Below are 18,135 nucleotides of genomic sequence, written 5' to 3'. Positions count from 1 at the left end.
CGATCTGGTTTTTCATTCACCACTACAATGCATCCTTACCTCTTTAGCACTACCGCTTGCCGGAGGTATAGCGAACTTGGCTCAACTACTAACGATCATTCCCCCTGCCGTCGCCGAAACTTGACCCTCAGTCCATCCTGCGGTCGTGAGAAGGGCAGCACGACGCGCGTCAAGTCCTGCCCTGGCAAACAGCACCCAGTCATAGTCGCGGATCAGCAGGGCAGCAAACAGCTTTATCTCCAGGCGAGCAAACTCCCTGCCCAAACATTCGCGCATACCGCCACCAAAGGCAATGTGACTAAACGGTGGCTTGTCTTCCGCTCGGTCAGGCGCAAACCGCTGCGGGTCGAAGCGATCGGGCTGCGTGTAGACATCGGCATCTTGATGCGTTTCGGAAATCTGGTAGAACACATCCCAACCCTGAGGAATTGTGTAGCCACCAAACTCACAAGTTTCCAGCACTCGGCGCTGACCACTTCGCACAACGGGTGGAGCTAATCGCAACACCTCCTTCAGCACCTGCTCCAAATACGTCATTTGTTTCAAATGTTCCTGTGTTAGCACTGAGGGCAGCCCCAATTCCTCTTGTTCTGCCCGTGCTGTTTGCAACACATCGGGGTGCTGAGCCAGCAACAGGCAGAAAGAAGTCAGCGCCGAGGTGAGTGTTTCGTGTCCGGCAATCAACAACCCCAGGATGTTGTCTTTGATTGCAGCGCAACTGAACGGCGCACCTGCTTCATCTCGCGCTTCTAGCAAAATGTCCAATACATCGTGGGGAGCCACGGTTTGATGTTGGCGCTGTTCAATCAAAGCATCAAAGCGATCGAGCAACTGTTGCCGCGATCGCACCGCCCGATCAAACGGACTACCTGGAAATCGTATCGGGATCGTTAATAGCCCCTGGCTCCAGGTTTCATACAAGTCCTTCAATGACTCATCCTCCGCCGTATCCACGCCAACGAGCAGTTTGTAGGCAATCTCCAACGTGTATTGCTTCAGTTCGGGATACCAGGTGAATTCTTCCAACCGTTCCCATTTCTGCAAATATCGCTGAGTGATGGTGGTCATCGTCACTACATACTGAGCTAACGATCGTGGTTGGAATGCTTGAAATAGCTGCTTCCGCAGCAGTTGATGCGCCCCACCCGTAACCACCCCGATCGAGTTTTTGCCCAGCAGCACTTCAAAGTTTCGCGTGTTGGTCATCTCAAAGTGCTGCCCTTCGTGGGCAAACAGAAAACGAACGGCTTCCGCACCGATCAAGACGAGCGTCGGACGACCAAACAAACGGGTTTTGAACAGGTTGCCATACTGCTGCTGTCGCCCAGCAATAAAGCCTGCTGGATCGCGCAAGTAGGCGATCGATTCACCTAGAACGGGCAACCCGAAACGACCGGGTGGTAATTGCTGAGCCAAAGAAGTCATGGTTGAGTCAAGTTCGCTAATCTTAATTCGTTACGATACTGTTTCGTAAATTATAATGAGACGCATGAGCAATAGCAACCCATCTCAGCCCGGACGACCCCGCAGCCTAAAATCTCACCAAGCGATTCTGCAAGCTACGCTTGATCTGCTGGCGGAAGTGGGCTATGACCGCATGAGCATCGAGGCGATCGCTCTGCGTGCTGGGGTAGGCAAGCCTACTATTTACCGCCGCTACACATCCAAAGCGGAATTAGTGGCAGATGCGATCGAAAGTCGTCGTGACGAGTATGAAATTCCTGACACGGGAAGCTTTTGGGGAGATATTGAATGCCTGATCGCCAGCGCTGCCCAGATTACGTTTAATCCCCTGGGGCGACAAACAGCAGCGCTGATGCTCAGTTCAGCCATGAGCAATCCGGAATTTGCTCAGATTTATTGGCAGAAGTATCTGCAACCGAGGCGACAGGCGTTTGCTATCGTGTTTGAGCGAGCAAAAGTGCGCCAGGAAGTGTCAGCCGATTTTGACTCCAATCTCGGTTTTGATGTGATTAGTGGCTTGATGATGTATGCGCTTGTGTTTCCAGAAACGACCGAGTCGTGGGAAAGTTACATTCGCCGTACTCTTCATCTTCTGGTTGAGGGGGCTAAGACATAGCCGCGCGGTTCGTCCTTCTGATCGCTTGAGCAGTCGAATTCTGATTAACCGCCTGCGTTAAACTGTGAAAGCTAGAGACGCTTGTGCTGCCCTGCTCATGACAGATAAATTGCCGCAAGTTGATATGGCGAAACACACTGCTCCTGCACTGGCAGAGTTTCCCGTTCTGTCCAGTGAGCAGTCAGGGTGGAATGGGATCTTCTTCCATCACTATGATCACGCGGCTCATGAGAGTCCAGAACACCAATGGATGCAGCATATCATCGGCATTATAGGACGCAGTGGGCATCCGGGGCGATCGGAGCATCGAGTGGATGGGCAAATCCAGACCTGTTGCTGCAAACCGGGCGAGATGTTGTTTGTTCCTGCTGCAAGGCAGTATGCATCAAATTGGCAACAGGCAGGAGAATTTTCCTTGCTAGGCTTTTCTCCCGGATTTTTTGCACAAACCGTGCATGAGTCTGTTCGGATCAAACAGATTGAACTGATTCCACAGATTGGGATTCATGATCCTCTGGTGCAGCAAATTGGGCTGGCTCTGAAAGCGGATGTGGAGGCAGAGCATCCCGCAGGGCGACTGTTTGGGGAATCGTTAGCCACTGGGTTAGTGATTCACCTGCTCAAGCAGTATGCGGTTTGGCAACCTCAGACCGATTTTGACGACAAAGGCGGCTTGTCTCAGTTTCAGTTGCAAACCGTGTTTGATTATATCCACGCTCATCTTGAGCGAGATATTGCGTTATCTGATGTTGCGGCTGTGCTGAATTTGAGTCAATATCACTTCTGTCGTCTGTTCAAACGATCTACAGGCATAACGCTACATCAGCATTTAACTCAGTGTCGCATTGATCATGCCAAACAGTTATTACAAACGACTCAACTCACGATTACTGAGATTGCTTTTGCTGTGGGTTTAACCAACCACAGTTCTTTTACCCGACTCTTTCGCCAGTACGTCAATATGTCGCCCAAAGAGTTTAGGGCACTACGGTAAGACATTCAGCAAGATTCGCACAGTTTGAGCAAATTTGGTCAAGCGTTGGATGGAAGCCGATCGCTACACTGGGGTCATTGATAACGCTGGAGAATTGAATGACAACACTCAAAGCAGGTGAAGAAACACCAAACTCTGACAGAGCTAGAAAGCCATTCAAATTGAGCCTTGAGCAAAAGAACTGGGTGCTATCGTTTCACATTGGCTTTGCGGCACTGTGGACTGGAACGGTTCTCAGCATGTTTCTGATTGCGCTCAGAAACAAGGACACAACAAACGCTGACATTCTTTTTGCGCTTAATTCAGCCATTAACTTACTTGATGATTTTATTGTCATTCCTGCGGCGATCGGGTCAGTGGTGACAGCAACCATCCTCTGCTGGCAGACCAACTACGGCTTCTTCAAATTCTACTGGGTGATTACCAAGTGGATTCTGACCACAGGACTGATAATGTTTGGAACCTTTTGGTTATTTCCCTGGGGCAACACAGCAGAAGACATCGCATTGAAAGAGGAATTAAATGCATTCAAAAATCCCATCTACTTATTTGATGCTAGAGGAGTCTTGATCGGTTCGCTAATTCAAATCTCCTTTCTCTTTATCATCATTGCAATTTCGACTTTAAAGCCGTGGGGAAGAAGACTGTTCAAGCAACCCCAGAAAACGCATGAGCAAAAATCTTCGTAAACTAATCATTCTATTGACTTGCTTTTATGTCACTTTGTAGTTCGGCAAGATCATCCAGAATTTTGACAAACCGGTGTCCGATCGCGGTCAGTTCATACTCCACCCGTGGTGGGACTTCTGGGTAGGCAACTTTCTCCAAAATACCCAGGTTAACCATTTTTCGCAGGCAATCACTCTGCACTTTTGTCGTGAGTCTATCCACAGAACGCGCGATCGCCCCAGGACGATTAATGCCCCGGTGAATCAGAGTCAGGATGCAGACCGACCACTTACAACCCACGATGTTTTCTAAGGTTAGGGTTTCAGACTTTACTTTGGAGGGCTGACTAATCGTTATCTTGCTCAACTCACCATCTGACGGATTCTGCTTAATTTGTACCAAAACGTGCGTACCTCACTAAAAAGTGCAGACTTCCGTTCGTTGTCCTAACCTCCTACGATGCTGACCAGGATCACTCACAACCAATTCTAGTCAGGAACAACGATGTACAACGAGTTTAAGCAAAAACAAGCCCTTGTCCTGGGTGGCAGTAGCGGCATTGGTCAGGCGATCGCCAAATCCCAGAATCAAAATGACTCGACTGCGAGAAACTTCAAGTCGGCGTACAGGATGGCTTACAGCTTCTCGGTAACCGCTATAAGAGCACGCCCAGTCCTTTAAGCGATCGCAGGGTGTTCCTATTACATAGTCTGAGATGGACAAATTTGTGATTGTCATTAAAGTTCATCTTGGTTGCTACTGGAAGTTGTAGAGTCCGATACGTGCAATCGCAACCCGTGTTTACAGTTTAGTCAATGATGAAGCCTGTCATTTCAAAATGTTCACAAACACTAAACGAATTCAAGATATAACAAAGTAATCAAATCTGGAAGTCTTTCAAGAAGAAGCTGTTATCTACTTGGAAAGATTCGGCTCCACAACGTCAGGAAAACTCTGAAAATTACGCCGAACCCAGTCCATCCCGACTTCATTGTTGAGTTTAATTTTCTGAGGCGTATTGGGATAAATCTTCCCTAAAATATCTGCATCTTGATCCACCACAACTTTGCCAAACTTGAGGTAGGTGCTGCCAAATAGCTTGAAGGCTGGATGTTTTGCTTGACCAAACAGCAAAATGTAAGTCCGGGTGCGGTGCTCGGCTTCTGGCACAAAAATGTGACACTGCGCCGCTTTGCCTAACGGCATTTCACCATGAAAAATCACCAGGGACGGAAAGTGGTTTTCCAGATGGGCTTTAATCGTGCTGGGCAACAGCATTAAATCCGGTTTCCTCAGCTTTTCGGTCAGACTATAAGGTGCAGTGGGCATGTCATAGAAGGCATGGGAATGATGCCCATCGTCAATAAACTGATGAAACTCCACCTCAGTAATCCGAAACAAATCACGGTGGGTGCCGTTTTGATGATTGTAATCATGCATATTCAACAGCATGGTGAGTAAATCGGTTTCCACACTGCGATCGCCCGTATGCCCAACAAAGTAATAGGTGTTCGCAACCTGATTCAGCATCGTGGGAATCGGTATCTTCGGTTCGTGTCCTCCATAGGACCAGATGAAGTCTCCTTGAATGACTAACTCTAAAGGTTGCAACTGGGATAATGTTTTCTTGCCTGATCCGGGCAACACCGTGCAGCCTTCTGCATCAAACTGCAAGGCATGAAAGGGGCAAACAACTGTACTTGCACTATCACTCTTGACTTCACACCATCCTTCTGACAGCATCGCTCCCATGTGCGGGCAAGCATTGGGTAGGGCATGGATGCCTCCAGTTGCATCTTTCCACATCACGTAGTCATTGCCATACAAGGAAATTTTCCGGGGTCGATTCATGGTCAGCATGGACTTGTGCGCCAATAACCAGGGCGCACCGGGAAGCATTGACTGCATAGTGGTCTCCGTGAGAGTAGAATTGTGAAAAATCCGTCGTGTTTCTAAAATATGACAGAACATTCACGTTCGTCAAGCGCTCAGTCATCCAGTACTCTCCGCCGTCAACCCAAACAGCAGCGAGGCAAAGAACGGGTTGAAAAAATTCTGGATGCAGCGGCAGCCGTGTTTGATGAGATGGGGTATGAAGCGGCAACGACTCATTTGATTGCAGCAAAAGCCGGAACCGCGATCGGCTCCCTTTACCAGTTCTTCCCCGACAAAGCTGCCATCTTTAAAGCAATGGAGCTACGCCATGCGGAGCGGGTGCAGGCTTTCTGGGCAGGGGTAGACATTCCATCCATTGTCCAGTTGCCATTGCGTCAAATGATTCATGCGATCGCGTCCGCTGTTGCAGAACTGTTTGAGCAACCTGTGTCGCGAGTAGTGTTTGTACAGTTTTATCTAGCACCCGAGATCTTCCAATCGATCGATGAAAGCATGACGCAAGAGGCGATCGACTTCATGGCGAGTATTTTAAGGCAACGAAATCCCGCCTTAACTGAGGAACAGTATGCTCTATTGGCAGAAGTGTGTGTGCATAGTAGCAACGCGGTGATGCTAGCGGCACTTCGCAGCCCAGACCAGGAGCATCGCCAACGGTTAACTCAACAAATTGAAGACTTGCTGGTGTCATATTTAGAACCACATATGGGAGATCATCGGTCGAGCAATGTAATGAAAGTAATGATATGCCCACACTGTCGATCGCAGCAGTTGTCGAAAAATGGGTATCGTCGAGGAAAGCAGTGCTACCGCTGTAAGGAATGCGGGAAGCAGGCTGTGGTGGGCGATCGCTGAGACGGTAAAGCGGTTGAAACGATCATCTCAAGAAACATTACGATCGCAAAATTGCTTACCGTGCAGATGGAAATTGTTCAAAATTACGCCGCACCCAGTCCATCCCAACTTCGTTATTCAGCCTGATGCGCTGAGTTGTATTCGGATAGATCCGGCTCAAAATCCTGGCATCTTGCTCTACCACCACATCAATTAGCTTCAGCAGATTGCCTTTCAGTAGATGAGCGATAGGTGAGTATGCCTGCATGTACATGAGCACAAAAACACGCGATCGATTCGCAAATTCTGGTAGATAAAAGTGGCATTCCTTCAAACTCAGAATTTTGTTGTCACCATGCATCACACCCATAAAGGGAAAGTAGTTCTCCAGATGGGCTTCTAAAACCTTAGGCAGCGCCAGTTGCGCTGGATTTTTCAGGATCTCGCGAATCGTCGGTCGTTTTCTCGGTTGAGCCAGGTAAGCGTGAGAGTGCAAACCCTCATCAATAAATTGCTTGACCTGAACGTCCTCAATTTCAAAGAGTTCCCGGTGCGTTCCATTTTGGTGATTATAGTCGTGCATATTCAGCAGCAGGCTCAAAATATCTGTAGGAATGCTCCGTTCACCCGTCACGCCAATAAACTCATACTCGGACGCGATCGCATTCATCAATTCTGGAATGGGCACCTTCGGCTCATGGCCTCCATAAGTCCAGATCAAATCGCCCTGAATGATCAATTCAAGCGGTGGCAGCAAAGATTTAGTCTGCTTGTGGGAACCCGGCAATACCGTGCAGCCCTGGCGATCAAACTCCAGCGCATGAAAAGGGCAGGCAATCCTACTGCTCCCTTGAGGTTGAGTCACACACCACCCCTCCGAGAGCATCACGCCCATATGCGGGCAAGCATTTGGTAAAGCAGCGATCGCACCCTGTGGATCTTGCCAGAGCACGTAATCCTGACCGAGCAGAGAAAACTTTCTGGGCTGATTGGGTTTGAGCGTCGAACGATGCGTCAACAGCCAGGGGGAACCTTGCAAGTGCTCCATAACGCTCCAAATTAACTTACTAATTAATTAGTAAGCTTATCAATCGCCTTCTCTTTCGTCAATCCGCTCTGCTAAGATGGCTCTTGATGGTCTCATTACGGCTTGAGGTGTGGTCGGTCGGTCGGGTAAACGAGCAGCAAAATCAGTCCGGCTCGTGCGAGATGCACAAGCAACCCAGCAGCAAATTCTCGATGCTGCTGAACAGGAGTTTGCCCGAAACGGCTTGAAGGGGGCACGGATGAGTACGATCGCGACAAATGCCCAAGTGACTTCTGCAACGCTGCACTACTACTTTGAGAATAAGGAAAATCTCTACAAAGCTGTCCTTCAACGTCCGGTCAATGAAGTGCAGGCGATGTTGGCACAACAAAACTTTGATGCCTTAACTCCTGAAGAGGCATTGAAGCAAATGATTCGCATCGCCATCGCCAATGAGGCGGCTAATCCTCAGCGCCAAATGCTGTGGTTTCAAGAATCCAGTCAGAATCAAGGCGCTTATTTTAAGGAGTGTAATGTTTTAACCCTGCACGAACATCTATTAAAGGTTCTAGAACGGGGCATGACAGAAGGCACCTTCCGCTCGCTCAATCCCTTTCTGGCACTGACCCACATTCTCAGCGTTTGCCTGTTTTACTTCACGGTACATGAAAACTGGAAACACCTCACCCCAGAGATCGATCGCCTCACCTCAGAGATGATCGAAGAACATACAGAAGCAGCGATCGCGTTTGTTCTGGCAGGCATCCGGCGATAACGATAGCTGAGCAGCGGTATTGGCTAATTCGGCTTCAAATCAAAACAAGTAACTTTCAACATCAATAACCATGTAGCTTTTGGAAACCGCCAATCACTTTATCAAGTTCCTGAGCGATCGCCAATAATTCCATCTCCTTCCAGCGTTTTCCGACAATCTGCATTCCAATCGGTAATCCATTCTGAGTTTGCCCAATCGGAATGACCACAGCGGGATGCCCACTCAGGTTGAAGGGCATGGTGTAAGCCCCATTTGCCACCCCGTGCGGATAGGAGCTGCCATCAATCTCGATCGCACTCCAAGCAGGACGATGGGTAAAGGCAGGGGTCGCAGCAACGGGAGTTAACCAGACATCCCAAGCGTCTAATGCTGCATCCATTTGGGCAATGAAGCGATCGCGCTCTGTCAATGCTTCAAAATAACCCTTTAAGCTGGGATTCAAAAGTTCAGGGAGATAGCGGCTAAAGTTGCCCAATCGCCGCAGTTCAGGGTCGCCCTGGGTTGCAGTGCGAAAGAGTAAGGTCAAACTGCGGCGGATGCTGTAGCGATCTTTAGGCTGGGCATAGTTATTGACATAAGCTGCCATGCGACTGTAGAGATTCAGCATCATCGACAAATCAAAGTCGGGCGGCAACCAGTGGTTAATTTTGGCTCCTGCTTGCTCTAACGTTTGTCTCACCGTTCGCATAGCAGCACGAGTTTCACCACTCACGGGAACTTCTTGCCACTGGTCAATCCAGGCAATCTTGAGATCCGGTAAAGATTTCTCGGACGGCACATCCAGCGGTATCGGTGGCACGTCGGGACGACGCGGATCAGCACCTGCAATGAGGGAAAAGCAGAGGCGGATGTCTTCGAGCGATCGCGCTAAACAGCCCGTGGTCATCATTTGTCGCAAACAGTGGGGCATTCCCGGTACTTCGGGAATTTGTCCAGCAGTGGATATGCGGCGATCGGTCGGCTTCAAGCCATACACCCCGCAGAAATGAGCGGGTTGCCGTATCGAACCTCCGAAATCATTACCCAAATCGAGCGGCGAAAGCCCCGCCGCAACCGCCGCCGCACTGCCCCCCGAACTGCCGCCTGCTGTGTAATCTACATTCCAGGGATTATTCACTCGTGGAAACAGAGAATTGGTACTTTGATAATCGCCTGCCAATTCCGGCATGTTGGTTTTGCCGATGATGATCGCTCCCGCTGATCGCAGCCTTGCAACTACCGTTGCATCTTGCTGAGGCACGTAATCTTTGAGGGGAATGTAGCCTGCGGTCGTGCGGAGTCCTGCCGTTTCAAAGATGTCTTTGATGGTGATGGGAACGCCATGTAACACACCCCAGTTTTCCCCTTTGGCTAAGGCTTCATCGGCTTGCTTGGCTCTGGCACGAGCGTTAGCTTCGTCGAGAGTGCAGATGGCGTTCAGTTTCGGATTGTGTTTGGCAATCTGATCCAGGTGAGCATTTAGCACTTCAACCGATGAAATGGTGCGATCGCGGATCATCTGGGCAAGTTCAACGGCGGACTTAAACACAAGATCGCTCATGACTTTTCCTAAACTTCGGTGATAAGGTTAATCATACCTATATTTAGTTAACTGTATTAACTAAATTCGCTTAAATTCATCATGAAAGACCTGAAACAAACCCTTCGCAACGAGTGCTATGGTAAGGATCTGGAACAACGCAAACACTGGTATTCGCCAATCGCCGCCGCCTATCAACAGGTCAGACCGCGCTACCCGCAGGTAATCATCGATCGCGTAATCGACATCGCGCGACTTTCCGCCGACTCGACAGTGCTGGAAGTTGGGTGTGGTCCGGCGATCGCTACCCCTGCGATCGCTGCGCTGGGTTGCAGCATGGTTTACGTTGAACCGAATCCCGATTTTTATCGTCTGGCGCAGCAAACCTGTGAACCCTATCCAAATGTGGAACTGCGAAATTGCTTGTTTGAAGAGTGGGAATTAGAACCTGGAAAATTCGATGCCGTATTAGCAGCCAGTTCATTTCATTGGATTGCGCCAGAAGTGGGTTATCCCAAAGCAGCGGCAGCATTGCGTCCAGAGGGAGCACTCATCTTGCTGTGGAATAAGGAACTTCAGCCCCGCTATGAGGTCTACCAGCAGCTATCCGAGGTCTATCAAGCTCATACACCCACTCTCAATCGTGCTTATGAGGACAGCACGACACAAGCCGAGATTCTCGACCAGTTGGGAAAAGTGGCGATCGAGTCTGGTTACTTCAAAGACAGGGTGTCTGGACAGACGAAGGTAGAAGTAACCTATTCTGTGGATCAGTATTTGCTGTTGTTGAATACTTATTCGCCTCACCTGCAACTGGAGCCACAGCAAAAGCAACCATTGATCGAGGGGCTGCGACAGGTGCTGGAGCAGAACGGTGATACGGTTCAACTATCGTATGTCTCTGCTTTTCACATTGTTCGACCAAAGTAAATCCCTATGGGTCGTCCGACGAAGGAAAATTCATTGACCAAACAGGATGTGATTGCAGCGGCGATCGCCTGCCTTGACCAAGAAGGAGAATCAGCACTGGGTGTGAATCGAGTGGCGCGAGAATTGGGCATCAAACCACCTGCGATTTACAAGCATCTAGAGGGAAACGCCGGACTGCGACGAGCGGTAGCTTTAGCGATTTGGCGAAATTATTTAACCCAGTGTCGCCAGCAAGTTGAGGGCATTACAGAGCCGCAAGAATTGTTCCGCGTCAGTGCTCGTGCCACTCGCAATTTTGCGCGATCGCATCCCGCCCAATACAGCGTTATGATGCATTACCAGATGCGACCGACTGATCCAGAAGAAGCTGAAATGATTCAAGACTCACTTCACCTATTTCAGAAATTTCTGCAACTGTATGAGTTAAGTGATGAGGCATTGATCGATGTGATGCGCATGGTGAATGCTGCGACTTATGGTTTTATTATGCGAGAGCAGTCAGAGTTGATGACGCTTGATCGCTCTGCTGATGCCAGTTATGAAGTCATGCTCGATGCGCTGCTTGTGGCGGTCGCGCACATCAAAGCTACGGAGTGAACTGCCAGAGAATCGGCTCCCATTCATAATGATTGTCGCGGGAGCGAACATGACCTAATGCTGGAAACGGCATGTGATAAGCAATCACCATCGTTCGCTGCTCCACAATTTGGTCTAAAAGCCTGCGCCGTGTCGCTGCCGCTTGTTGGGCATTGAGGTCGAATCCGGTTTGCCAGTCAGGATGTTCTAAATCAAACGCTGGATTGAAAAAGACATCGGCTGCCACGATCAGTTGAGCAGTCCCAGAAATGACCCGAAATGCTGATTGCCCTGGTGTATGACCGGGTGCTGCGATCGCCCGAATGCCTGGAATAATTTCTTGATCAGGTTGAAAGCGGTTCACTCGATGCTTAATCGCGCTCAAATGCTTGCGTGCCGCTGCCGTAATACCCTGCTTGAATTGATCGGGAATTTTTAAGGGTGATAGGTCGATCGTTGGAGCTGTCCAGAACTGCCACTCAGCGTCTGAAATGTAGTACCGAGCATTGGGAAAGGTGAGTTGACCATTGGCGGCGACAATGCCGCCGATGTGATCGGGATGGGCATGAGTGATGATTACCGTATCAATATCTTGGGGTTGAACGCCTGCACTGCGAAGATTTTGCGTGAGTTTTGCGAGTCCCGATCCCAATTCCACTCCTGCACCTGTGTCGATTAAAACCTTGTGTGTTCCTGTATCGACATAAATGGCATTGAAGTAAAGTGCCAACTCTTTAGGCGACCAGAATCGCTCAACCATTGCCCGTTCCACTTCTTGAGGGTCTGCGGTGGGGGCATAAGTGGGTAAAGGAGGCAACTTCAGCAAGCCATCAGAAACGGTGGCAACGTTGAAGTTTCCCACTTTGAACCGGTAAACGCCTGCATTAGGTACATTGCTTCCATCAACCGCTTCAACCGCAGGAATTCTAATCGTTAAGCTGAAGAGCAACGTCAGGACAATCACACTCAACAGTAATGGAGTTAGCTTGAAGCGCGATCGGCGCAAAAACTGAACAACGGAAACGACAGACAATTTCATAAATGCTTCATCTTGAACGACCGTCGCTATCGTAGAAGGAAAGCTATCCTATAACCAGAAGTCAGTTTATCCTAGTATCAAAAACACCAGGATCATCGAATCAATCAGCATGGACACCCAAGAGCGCCGTCAGGAATTGAGTTCATTTTTAAAGCAACGGCGCGATCGCATCACTCCAGAAGCAGTGGGACTGCCATCAAGAACGCGACGACGTACACCCGGACTGCGGCGTGAAGAGGTGGCTCAGTTAGCGGGAGTTGGGGCAACCTGGTACACCTGGTTAGAGCAGGGACGGGATATTCGAGTCTCCGCCCAAGTGCTAGACAGCGTTGCGCGAGTGCTTCAGTTGAATGAGGTCGAGCGCACCTACCTGTTTGAACTCGTCCGGGATGAATTGCCTCCCATTCAAGGAGAAGACGCGGCTCAGGTTAGCCCAACTCTGCAATTGGTGTTAGACAATCAGCAATGCTGTCCTGCTTACGTGATGGGCTGGCGCTGGGACGTTTTAGCCTGGAATCACCTGGCATGTTTAACGTTGATCGATTTTGAAACCCTACCTGAACACGAGAGAAACATCCTGTGGCTGATGTACCTGAACGATGAGTTTCGATCGCGACAACCCAACTGGCAGAGAGCTTGTCAGGAGACATTGGCGCATTTTAGGGCAAGTTGTGCGCCCTACATCGGCAACCCAGAATTTACCAATTTGATTGAGCGCCTCAAAGACAAAAGCCCTCAGTTTAAGGAGCATTGGCAGCAGCTTGATGTGTCCCAAAAGCGGGATTCGTTCAAGGAATTCAACCATCCCAGTTTAGGACAACTGAAGTTTGAGATGGTGATGCTTCAGGTGAACGCTTTCCCTGGAATACAGCTTGTCTTGTTTGTTCCCGTTGCCGATGCAACTCGCCAGAAGCTGAAACAGTTAGAGGCAAAGGGGCGATCGGCATGAATCGAGCGACGAATCCACCGACGAAGCTTTGGGTGCTGCCTCAGTTTGATAACTTAGAGGTGTTTCGAGCCAAAGCAATTCACTACCACTACGCGCGTCATTTTCATGCCAGCTATGCCATTGGCGTGATTGAAGCGGGCGTGGGGGGAAATTACTATCAAGGCGCAACCTACTTGGCACCGGCTCAAAGCATTGTGTTGATGAATCCAGAATAGGCACACACGGGTTTTTCGGCGGAAGGTTTGCCGCTCACCTATCGGATGCTATACCCCAGTGTGACTTGCACCGCCGCGATCGCCAGTGAGCTTCAGGGGAGCGGCACCCCTTACTTTCAAAATTCAGTGGTTCAAGACAAACGGTTGGCTCAGCAAGTTCTAGCCCTGTGTTTAACGCTAGAACAGCCCCAGGAGTTGTTAGTTCAACAAACCCGGTTTGTCGAAGTTCTGTCTACCCTGCTCAATCGATACGCCAGGATCAACAGCCGTTTGCTTGAGGATAGACAGGAACATCGAGCGGTTAGATTGATCAAAGACTACTTGCACGATAATTTCAGAGCCAGTATTTCCCTAGCGCAATTAGCAGAGGTTACGAATCTGAATTGCTCCTATTTAGTTCGTGTCTTTCGCGATGCGGTGGGAATGCCGCCTTACACCTATCTCAACCAAATTCGAGTCGAAAAAGCAAAGCAGTGTTTAAGACAGGGGATGGCGATCGCAGAAACAGCGATCGCGGTTGGCATGACAGACCAGAGCCATTTGAATCGCCACTTCAAACGCATCGTCGGAATTTCGCCCGGTCAGTACCGCACGATGTCAACATCGTTCAAGACAGAGCAGGCTTAACTGGTAGATACTTTGGGTCATCGTTGTTTGAGCAGGAACAATGACACCAGACATGAAGAATCTCCAGGAGTTTCATCTCGCCCAAATTAACATTGCTTTGATGAAAGCTCCGCTGCATGGCCCGGTTATGACCGAGTTTGCAGAGGCACTGAACGAGGTGAATGCGATCGCAGATCAAAGTCCTGGCTTTATTTGGCGGCTTCAAACTGCCTCTGGCAACGCGACAGACATCCGCGCTTATCCCGATCCGCGAATGCTGGTGAATGTCTCAGTCTGGCAAAGCGTTGAGTCACTCAAAGCCTATGTTTACAAGAGTCTGCATGGGGAGTTTTTTGTGCGTCGTCGTCAATGGTTTGAGAAATACGAGGGTGAGCATTTTGCCATGTGGTGGATTCCAGCAGATCATTACCCCACCGTCGAGGAAGGCAAGACAACGTTGGCATACCTGACGTTGCATGGGGATTCACCCGCAGCCTTTACCTTTGCCAAGCCTTATCCATCTCCAGTGTCATCCCAGATTGCCTATTGATATATTCCACATTGTCCCGCTCGATCGAGCGTAGGCTACCCCCAAACCTCGCTCGCTTCCAGTAATAATCGCGACTCGATCGTCGAATCACTGAGTTTTCTCCTGACTTAAATGCTGAACTTTAGTTTGCTAACCGTTCGCTCAGCGAGTAATCTGTCAACTCCAATATCCGATCCTCAATGTCGCCGACGAGCGAACCATGCGCCTCAGCCGTCGCCTGCTTAATCTCCGCCCACTCTTGATCCGCCATAAACGCTGCCCACCGCTGCTTCATCGTTTCCCTGTCAGCCCACTCAAGCAGGTAGATGAACTCAGTGCGGTTATTGTGACGCGATTCCCAGGTCGCCACAATTTTGAAGCCGTATCGCGCCATGATCCGCATCGCATGATCGCGGAACCGTTCGTGGAATGCCGTTTTATTACCATCGAAGATCTCATAGATGCGTAGTTGATGGATGACGTTGCCGGTTGCTTTGACACTTTTGCTGGAGGTTTGTGAGAGTCCGACAGTGATGCTCATGACAACAATGAACACGATAACTAGAGCAACACGCAGAAATGTCTTGGTGTGAATCATAAATAACTCTCTACTTGGCAGATTTGGCTGGTTCTGGATAATCCGTGCTGACAGTCACCTGCTGCCAAGCCTCCAAATCCGTTTTGACCCATGCCAGTTTTTCCTGAATCAGGCTCATGGCATCGGTGCCTAGCGCCAGTCGCATCGGGGGATGAGGACTGTCCACCGCTTGAATAATGGCTTGCGCTGCCTTAGCTGGATCGCCCGGTTGCTGACCATTCATCTCTTTGAACCACTGCAATGATGCACTGCTCACCCCAGCATAGGCATCAATGGATTGTTTGGCTGTTGCTAGAGAGCGTCCATTAAAATCGGTGCGAAATGCCCCAGGTTCAATTAACGTGACTTTAATTCCAAAGGGTTTGACTTCCTTATCCAGGGCTTCAGACGCACCTTCCAGGGCAAATTTCGCACCACAGTAGAGGCTGCTTCCTCCAAATCCCACAAGTCCTGCCGTGGATGATAAATTGACAATGTGACCGCTGCCTTGCTGACGCATCACAGGCAAGACCGCCCGCATCAGACGCAGTGCCCCAAAGAAGTTGGTTTCAAAAAATTGGTGCATCTCACCATCACTGACTTCTTCGAGCGCGGCAATGAGTCCATGACCCGCATTGTTGACTAACACATCAATGCGACCAAAGGTGGCGATCGCGGTATCAACCGCTGTTTGGATGTCTTGAGACAATGTGACATCCAGACGGACAGCCTTTGCGGTTTCTGGATACTGGTCAATCAAAGCGCCAAGTTGCTCTGGTTTGCGAGCAGTCGCTATCAGGGAGTCGCCCTGCTGCAACACTGCTTCTGCGAGGGCACGTCCAAACCCGGTTGAGCATCCTGTAATCAGCCAGACTCTGGGAACAACACGATTTTTGTCTGAGTTCATTTGCTTTCTCCAATGTAAAAGCGATGAGATGCGTTGCATACTTCTGACGATAGGAGACAGCTATGGAACTGTCCAATATATATATGATTAGGATTAATAGGTTAGAAATATAAGTCTGATGGAATTACGACACCTGCATTACTTCATCGCCGTGGCTGAGGAACTACACTTCAGTCGAGCAGCAGAGCGGTTGCACATTTCCCAACCCCCGCTCAGTCAGCAGATTCGGGATCTGGAAGAGGAACTCGGTGTCAAGCTGTTTGAACGCACGAAGCGACACGTGCATCTAACGGAAGCAGGCAAAGTGTTTTTGGAGCGATCCTACCTAGTGTTGGCGCAACTGGAACAGGCGATCGCAGTGACCCAACAAATCGGACGGGGTGAGGTGGGGCGATTGGCGATCGGGTTTGTCAGTTCTGCTATGTATACCTTACTGCCAGAAATTGTCAGGGTCTTTCGAGCACAATTTCCCGCTGTAGAACTGCGATTGCAGGAACTGACGACGGCTCAGCAAATTCAAGCCCTGCACGACAAACAGGTGGATGTCGGCATTGTTCGTTCTGCTATCGTCGAGCCAGGTTTGAGTGGGTCGTGCTTTTTGCCAGAATCCTTGGTCTTGGCGCTGCCAGAAACCCATCCGCTCTCTGCTCAGACTGAGGTGTCGCTCTCCACACTCGCAGATGAATCGTTTATCCTATTTCCTGCCAAATTGGGACCTGTTTTTTACGAGCAGATTATTACCATGTGTCAGCAAGCTGGATTTCGTCCGAAAGTGGCTCAAGAGGCAGTTCAGATGGAGACGATCGTCGGCTTGGTTGCCGCAGGATTGGGCATTGCGATTGTTCCAGCCTCCTTGCAAAACTTCCACAGAAGCGGAGTTATTTACAGACCCTTACAGGAGCAGATCCCGAATACTGGACTTTATCTGACCTGGCGGCAGCATGATTCCTCTCCAGTCATCAGCGCATTTCTGGACTTGGCACGGCAGACGACACAATGGGAGTCAAATCGTGAGGATAGGTGAGCCGTTAGGGAGCGTTAGCGAAGCTCTCCGCAGGAATCACCTCGCCAAATAGCGCCTCTAAGTACTGTCTCAGTCGTAACCTGAAGCAGCCTAACAGCAAAGCGCAGCGGCGACGGGGTAAACTTTAACTTCTGTCAATACCTATTATCCGCCACAAGACCGTAATTCTTTGCAGCCTCTAACGTAATGTCTGGAAGGTCACGAAGCATATCATCCTATGTCTCCTGTGCTTGCAGCACTTCTACGATAATCTGAAGTGGCTCAGAAAGAATTGCTTGAAAATCTGCTTCTTCAGGCAGCTGAGTATTGTACGCTAACCGTTCTTGGGGTGGGGTAAATTGAGCGTTGACTCCTTCTTTGTTACCTCTGGCATCAACTCGATACCAGCCAATTTCCGGTAGATGAATTGCATTGAAACCGTGCAAACTATACGGCGCACCTTTATCATCAATACTCAATCACTGATAACAAAATCCTACTGGGATTTGGTTTGCCCGTAGCAATGCTGCCAGTAAATGGCTCTTAGCGAAGCAGTAACCTGTCTTGTATTTAAGGACATCAGAAGCGCGACAAGTCACAGGGTTCATCTGGTAATCAAAGCTGTGACAAATTTCATCTCGCACCCACTCGAAGCACACTTTTGCGATCGCCGTTGATGTTTTATGACCCAATGCAATTTGTTTGGCAAGTTCGACAATTTCGGGATGTTGCCAATCAATAATTTCACTAGTCCTTAAGTATTCTTCCATGTCAACTGCTGAATACTGCAAGCTAATTCTAAGCGACTAACTGACAACTTCGAAGTACTGCCACCACCCAAAAACGAAGCCAGCTGATAGCATATTGTACAGAGTTTAGTTGTAGATTCGCCCCAAACAGGTGAATCTGCGAATCCCGTGCTGTAGATTTAACCTAAATCGCTGGATCTACAACGAGGCGGTAGTGCGTCAATCTGATGTGGGCTTGATAGAGTAGAGAGGCTCATTCACTAG

At 49.5% G+C, this 18,135-nt stretch carries 23 protein-coding genes; 12 read left to right on the top strand and 11 right to left on the bottom strand.

Going from position 1 to position 18,135, the window contains the following annotated elements; all coding sequences use genetic code 11:
* Positions 1 to 81: 81 nt before the first annotated feature.
* Entirely contained in the window at positions 82 to 1,425 is a 1,344-nt protein-coding gene (locus AC5JLP_RS31035) for a cytochrome P450 (protein ID WP_496071725.1), read from the bottom strand.
* A 64-nt stretch (positions 1,426 to 1,489) separates the two neighbouring features.
* Here AC5JLP_RS31035 and AC5JLP_RS31030 point away from each other — a divergent pair, with 64 nt between their 5' ends.
* The 3 genes from AC5JLP_RS31030 to AC5JLP_RS31020 all read left to right on the top strand — a co-directional run bounded on the left by AC5JLP_RS31030 (position 1,490) and on the right by AC5JLP_RS31020 (position 3,763).
* Positions 1,490 to 2,080 carry a TetR/AcrR family transcriptional regulator gene (locus tag AC5JLP_RS31030; RefSeq protein WP_496071724.1) on the top strand — a complete coding sequence of 197 codons (591 nt, stop codon included), beginning with the start codon at positions 1,490 to 1,492 and terminating at the stop codon, positions 2,078 to 2,080.
* 97 nt (positions 2,081 to 2,177) lie between these two features.
* The gene (locus AC5JLP_RS31025; RefSeq protein WP_496071723.1) at positions 2,178 to 3,074 is read left to right on the top strand and encodes a helix-turn-helix transcriptional regulator; all 897 of its coding nucleotides are present in this window, start codon (positions 2,178 to 2,180) and stop codon (positions 3,072 to 3,074) included.
* A 98-nt stretch (positions 3,075 to 3,172) separates the two neighbouring features.
* On the top strand, positions 3,173 to 3,763 hold the full coding sequence (locus AC5JLP_RS31020; RefSeq protein WP_496071722.1) for a hypothetical protein: 591 nt from the start codon (positions 3,173 to 3,175) through the stop codon (positions 3,761 to 3,763).
* Positions 3,764 to 3,773: 10 nt separating this feature from the next.
* Here the strand turns inward: AC5JLP_RS31020 and AC5JLP_RS31015 are convergent, their stop codons facing one another.
* From AC5JLP_RS31015 to AC5JLP_RS31005, 3 genes are all read right to left on the bottom strand, one after another.
* Complete coding sequence (locus tag AC5JLP_RS31015) at positions 3,774 to 4,145, bottom strand: winged helix-turn-helix transcriptional regulator (protein ID WP_496071721.1); 372 nt, start codon at positions 4,143 to 4,145, stop codon at positions 3,774 to 3,776.
* A gap of 90 nt (positions 4,146 to 4,235) precedes the next feature.
* Positions 4,236 to 4,481 carry a hypothetical protein gene (locus AC5JLP_RS31010; protein WP_496071720.1) on the bottom strand — a complete coding sequence of 82 codons (246 nt, stop codon included), beginning with the start codon at positions 4,479 to 4,481 and terminating at the stop codon, positions 4,236 to 4,238.
* Between the two features lie 177 nt (positions 4,482 to 4,658).
* Complete coding sequence (locus AC5JLP_RS31005) at positions 4,659 to 5,651, bottom strand: Rieske 2Fe-2S domain-containing protein (RefSeq protein ID WP_496071719.1); 993 nt, start codon at positions 5,649 to 5,651, stop codon at positions 4,659 to 4,661.
* A 51-nt stretch (positions 5,652 to 5,702) separates the two neighbouring features.
* Between AC5JLP_RS31005 and AC5JLP_RS31000 the strand changes: the two genes are divergently transcribed.
* Complete coding sequence (locus AC5JLP_RS31000) at positions 5,703 to 6,491, top strand: TetR/AcrR family transcriptional regulator (RefSeq protein WP_496071718.1); 789 nt, start codon at positions 5,703 to 5,705, stop codon at positions 6,489 to 6,491.
* Positions 6,492 to 6,546: 55 nt separating this feature from the next.
* Here the strand turns inward: AC5JLP_RS31000 and AC5JLP_RS30995 are convergent, their stop codons facing one another.
* Positions 6,547 to 7,518, bottom strand: coding sequence for a Rieske 2Fe-2S domain-containing protein (locus AC5JLP_RS30995; RefSeq protein WP_496071717.1), 972 nt, complete (start codon positions 7,516 to 7,518; stop codon positions 6,547 to 6,549).
* A 109-nt stretch (positions 7,519 to 7,627) separates the two neighbouring features.
* Here AC5JLP_RS30995 and AC5JLP_RS30990 point away from each other — a divergent pair, with 109 nt between their 5' ends.
* Positions 7,628 to 8,272: a TetR/AcrR family transcriptional regulator gene (locus AC5JLP_RS30990; protein WP_496071716.1), complete on the top strand. Its 645-nt coding sequence runs from the start codon at positions 7,628 to 7,630 to the stop codon at positions 8,270 to 8,272.
* A gap of 61 nt (positions 8,273 to 8,333) precedes the next feature.
* On the opposite strand, the gene AC5JLP_RS30985 is transcribed toward AC5JLP_RS30990, so the two are convergent.
* Positions 8,334 to 9,812 carry an amidase gene (locus AC5JLP_RS30985; protein WP_496071715.1) on the bottom strand — a complete coding sequence of 493 codons (1,479 nt, stop codon included), beginning with the start codon at positions 9,810 to 9,812 and terminating at the stop codon, positions 8,334 to 8,336.
* A gap of 81 nt (positions 9,813 to 9,893) precedes the next feature.
* Between AC5JLP_RS30985 and AC5JLP_RS30980 the strand changes: the two genes are divergently transcribed.
* Together AC5JLP_RS30980 and AC5JLP_RS30975 are read left to right on the top strand one after the other, a co-directional pair.
* Entirely contained in the window at positions 9,894 to 10,721 is an 828-nt protein-coding gene (locus AC5JLP_RS30980; protein ID WP_496071714.1) for a class I SAM-dependent methyltransferase, read from the top strand.
* A gap of 6 nt (positions 10,722 to 10,727) precedes the next feature.
* Positions 10,728 to 11,318, top strand: coding sequence for a TetR/AcrR family transcriptional regulator (locus AC5JLP_RS30975; protein WP_496071713.1), 591 nt, complete (start codon positions 10,728 to 10,730; stop codon positions 11,316 to 11,318).
* On the opposite strand, the gene AC5JLP_RS30970 is transcribed toward AC5JLP_RS30975, so the two are convergent.
* Positions 11,308 to 12,336 carry an MBL fold metallo-hydrolase gene (locus AC5JLP_RS30970; protein WP_496071712.1) on the bottom strand — a complete coding sequence of 343 codons (1,029 nt, stop codon included), beginning with the start codon at positions 12,334 to 12,336 and terminating at the stop codon, positions 11,308 to 11,310. The genes AC5JLP_RS30975 and AC5JLP_RS30970 overlap by 11 nt on opposite strands.
* A 109-nt stretch (positions 12,337 to 12,445) precedes the next feature.
* On the opposite strand from AC5JLP_RS30970, the gene AC5JLP_RS30965 reads away from it, so the two are divergent.
* Genes AC5JLP_RS30965 through AC5JLP_RS30950 form a run of 4 tightly spaced genes read left to right on the top strand, consistent with a single transcriptional unit; the run spans position 12,446 to position 14,656 of the window.
* Positions 12,446 to 13,285: a helix-turn-helix transcriptional regulator gene (locus AC5JLP_RS30965; protein WP_496071711.1), complete on the top strand. Its 840-nt coding sequence runs from the start codon at positions 12,446 to 12,448 to the stop codon at positions 13,283 to 13,285.
* Positions 13,282 to 13,500 carry an AraC family ligand binding domain-containing protein gene (locus tag AC5JLP_RS30960; RefSeq protein WP_496071710.1) on the top strand — a complete coding sequence of 73 codons (219 nt, stop codon included), beginning with the start codon at positions 13,282 to 13,284 and terminating at the stop codon, positions 13,498 to 13,500. The genes AC5JLP_RS30965 and AC5JLP_RS30960 overlap by 4 nt, the downstream gene beginning before the upstream one ends.
* Before the next feature lie 27 nt (positions 13,501 to 13,527).
* On the top strand, positions 13,528 to 14,127 hold the full coding sequence (locus AC5JLP_RS30955) for a helix-turn-helix transcriptional regulator (RefSeq protein WP_496071709.1): 600 nt from the start codon (positions 13,528 to 13,530) through the stop codon (positions 14,125 to 14,127).
* 40 nt (positions 14,128 to 14,167) lie between these two features.
* On the top strand, positions 14,168 to 14,656 hold the full coding sequence (locus tag AC5JLP_RS30950) for a DUF3291 domain-containing protein (protein ID WP_496071708.1): 489 nt from the start codon (positions 14,168 to 14,170) through the stop codon (positions 14,654 to 14,656).
* Positions 14,657 to 14,777: 121 nt separating this feature from the next.
* Here AC5JLP_RS30950 and AC5JLP_RS30945 read toward each other — a convergent pair whose 3' ends face one another.
* Together AC5JLP_RS30945 and AC5JLP_RS30940 are read right to left on the bottom strand one after the other, a co-directional pair.
* A complete protein-coding gene (locus tag AC5JLP_RS30945) occupies positions 14,778 to 15,176 on the bottom strand; it encodes an NIPSNAP family protein (RefSeq protein WP_496071707.1) in 399 nt (132 codons plus the stop codon).
* A gap of 67 nt (positions 15,177 to 15,243) precedes the next feature.
* Positions 15,244 to 16,119, bottom strand: a complete 876-nt coding sequence (locus AC5JLP_RS30940; protein WP_496071706.1) for an oxidoreductase — start codon at positions 16,117 to 16,119, stop codon at positions 15,244 to 15,246.
* Between the two features lie 118 nt (positions 16,120 to 16,237).
* On the opposite strand from AC5JLP_RS30940, the gene AC5JLP_RS30935 reads away from it, so the two are divergent.
* Positions 16,238 to 17,143 carry a LysR substrate-binding domain-containing protein gene (locus AC5JLP_RS30935; RefSeq protein WP_496071705.1) on the top strand — a complete coding sequence of 302 codons (906 nt, stop codon included), beginning with the start codon at positions 16,238 to 16,240 and terminating at the stop codon, positions 17,141 to 17,143.
* 215 nt (positions 17,144 to 17,358) lie between these two features.
* Here AC5JLP_RS30935 and AC5JLP_RS30930 read toward each other — a convergent pair whose 3' ends face one another.
* Together AC5JLP_RS30930 and AC5JLP_RS30925 are read right to left on the bottom strand one after the other, a co-directional pair.
* Positions 17,359 to 17,601 (bottom strand): hypothetical protein, encoded by a 243-nt coding sequence (locus tag AC5JLP_RS30930; RefSeq protein WP_496071704.1) that lies wholly within the window; start codon positions 17,599 to 17,601, stop codon positions 17,359 to 17,361.
* Positions 17,602 to 17,892, bottom strand: coding sequence for a transglutaminase-like domain-containing protein (locus tag AC5JLP_RS30925; protein WP_496071703.1), 291 nt, complete (start codon positions 17,890 to 17,892; stop codon positions 17,602 to 17,604).
* Positions 17,893 to 18,135 lie beyond the last annotated feature (243 nt).

This window comes from Stenomitos rutilans, assembly GCF_059505485.1.
This window is presented reverse-complemented; position numbering and strand designations above follow the sequence as displayed.

Excerpts from the sequence above, each read along its gene's own strand:
- AC5JLP_RS31030 (WP_496071724.1), top strand. The coding sequence starts at position 1,490 with ATGAGCAATAGCAACCCATCTCAGCCCGGACGACCCCGCAGCCTAAAA.
- AC5JLP_RS30965 (WP_496071711.1), top strand. The coding sequence starts at position 12,446 with ATGGACACCCAAGAGCGCCGTCAGGAATTGAGTTCATTTTTAAAGCAA.
- AC5JLP_RS30935 (WP_496071705.1), top strand. The coding sequence starts at position 16,238 with ATGGAATTACGACACCTGCATTACTTCATCGCCGTGGCTGAGGAACTA.
- AC5JLP_RS30940 (WP_496071706.1), bottom strand. The coding sequence starts at position 16,119 with ATGAACTCAGACAAAAATCGTGTTGTTCCCAGAGTCTGGCTGATTACA.
- AC5JLP_RS30980 (WP_496071714.1), top strand. The coding sequence starts at position 9,894 with ATGAAAGACCTGAAACAAACCCTTCGCAACGAGTGCTATGGTAAGGAT.
- AC5JLP_RS31005 (WP_496071719.1), bottom strand. The coding sequence starts at position 5,651 with ATGCAGTCAATGCTTCCCGGTGCGCCCTGGTTATTGGCGCACAAGTCC.
- AC5JLP_RS30970 (WP_496071712.1), bottom strand. The coding sequence starts at position 12,336 with ATGAAATTGTCTGTCGTTTCCGTTGTTCAGTTTTTGCGCCGATCGCGC.
- AC5JLP_RS31010 (WP_496071720.1), bottom strand. The coding sequence starts at position 4,481 with ATGACAATCACAAATTTGTCCATCTCAGACTATGTAATAGGAACACCC.
- AC5JLP_RS30945 (WP_496071707.1), bottom strand. The coding sequence starts at position 15,176 with ATGAGCATCACTGTCGGACTCTCACAAACCTCCAGCAAAAGTGTCAAA.
- AC5JLP_RS30985 (WP_496071715.1), bottom strand. The coding sequence starts at position 9,812 with ATGAGCGATCTTGTGTTTAAGTCCGCCGTTGAACTTGCCCAGATGATC.
- AC5JLP_RS31020 (WP_496071722.1), top strand. The coding sequence starts at position 3,173 with ATGACAACACTCAAAGCAGGTGAAGAAACACCAAACTCTGACAGAGCT.
- AC5JLP_RS31035 (WP_496071725.1), bottom strand. The coding sequence starts at position 1,425 with ATGACTTCTTTGGCTCAGCAATTACCACCCGGTCGTTTCGGGTTGCCC.
- AC5JLP_RS30925 (WP_496071703.1), bottom strand. The coding sequence starts at position 17,892 with ATGGAAGAATACTTAAGGACTAGTGAAATTATTGATTGGCAACATCCC.
- AC5JLP_RS30960 (WP_496071710.1), top strand. The coding sequence starts at position 13,282 with ATGAATCGAGCGACGAATCCACCGACGAAGCTTTGGGTGCTGCCTCAG.
- AC5JLP_RS30950 (WP_496071708.1), top strand. The coding sequence starts at position 14,168 with ATGACACCAGACATGAAGAATCTCCAGGAGTTTCATCTCGCCCAAATT.
- AC5JLP_RS30995 (WP_496071717.1), bottom strand. The coding sequence starts at position 7,518 with ATGGAGCACTTGCAAGGTTCCCCCTGGCTGTTGACGCATCGTTCGACG.
- AC5JLP_RS30975 (WP_496071713.1), top strand. The coding sequence starts at position 10,728 with ATGGGTCGTCCGACGAAGGAAAATTCATTGACCAAACAGGATGTGATT.
- AC5JLP_RS31025 (WP_496071723.1), top strand. The coding sequence starts at position 2,178 with ATGACAGATAAATTGCCGCAAGTTGATATGGCGAAACACACTGCTCCT.
- AC5JLP_RS31000 (WP_496071718.1), top strand. The coding sequence starts at position 5,703 with ATGACAGAACATTCACGTTCGTCAAGCGCTCAGTCATCCAGTACTCTC.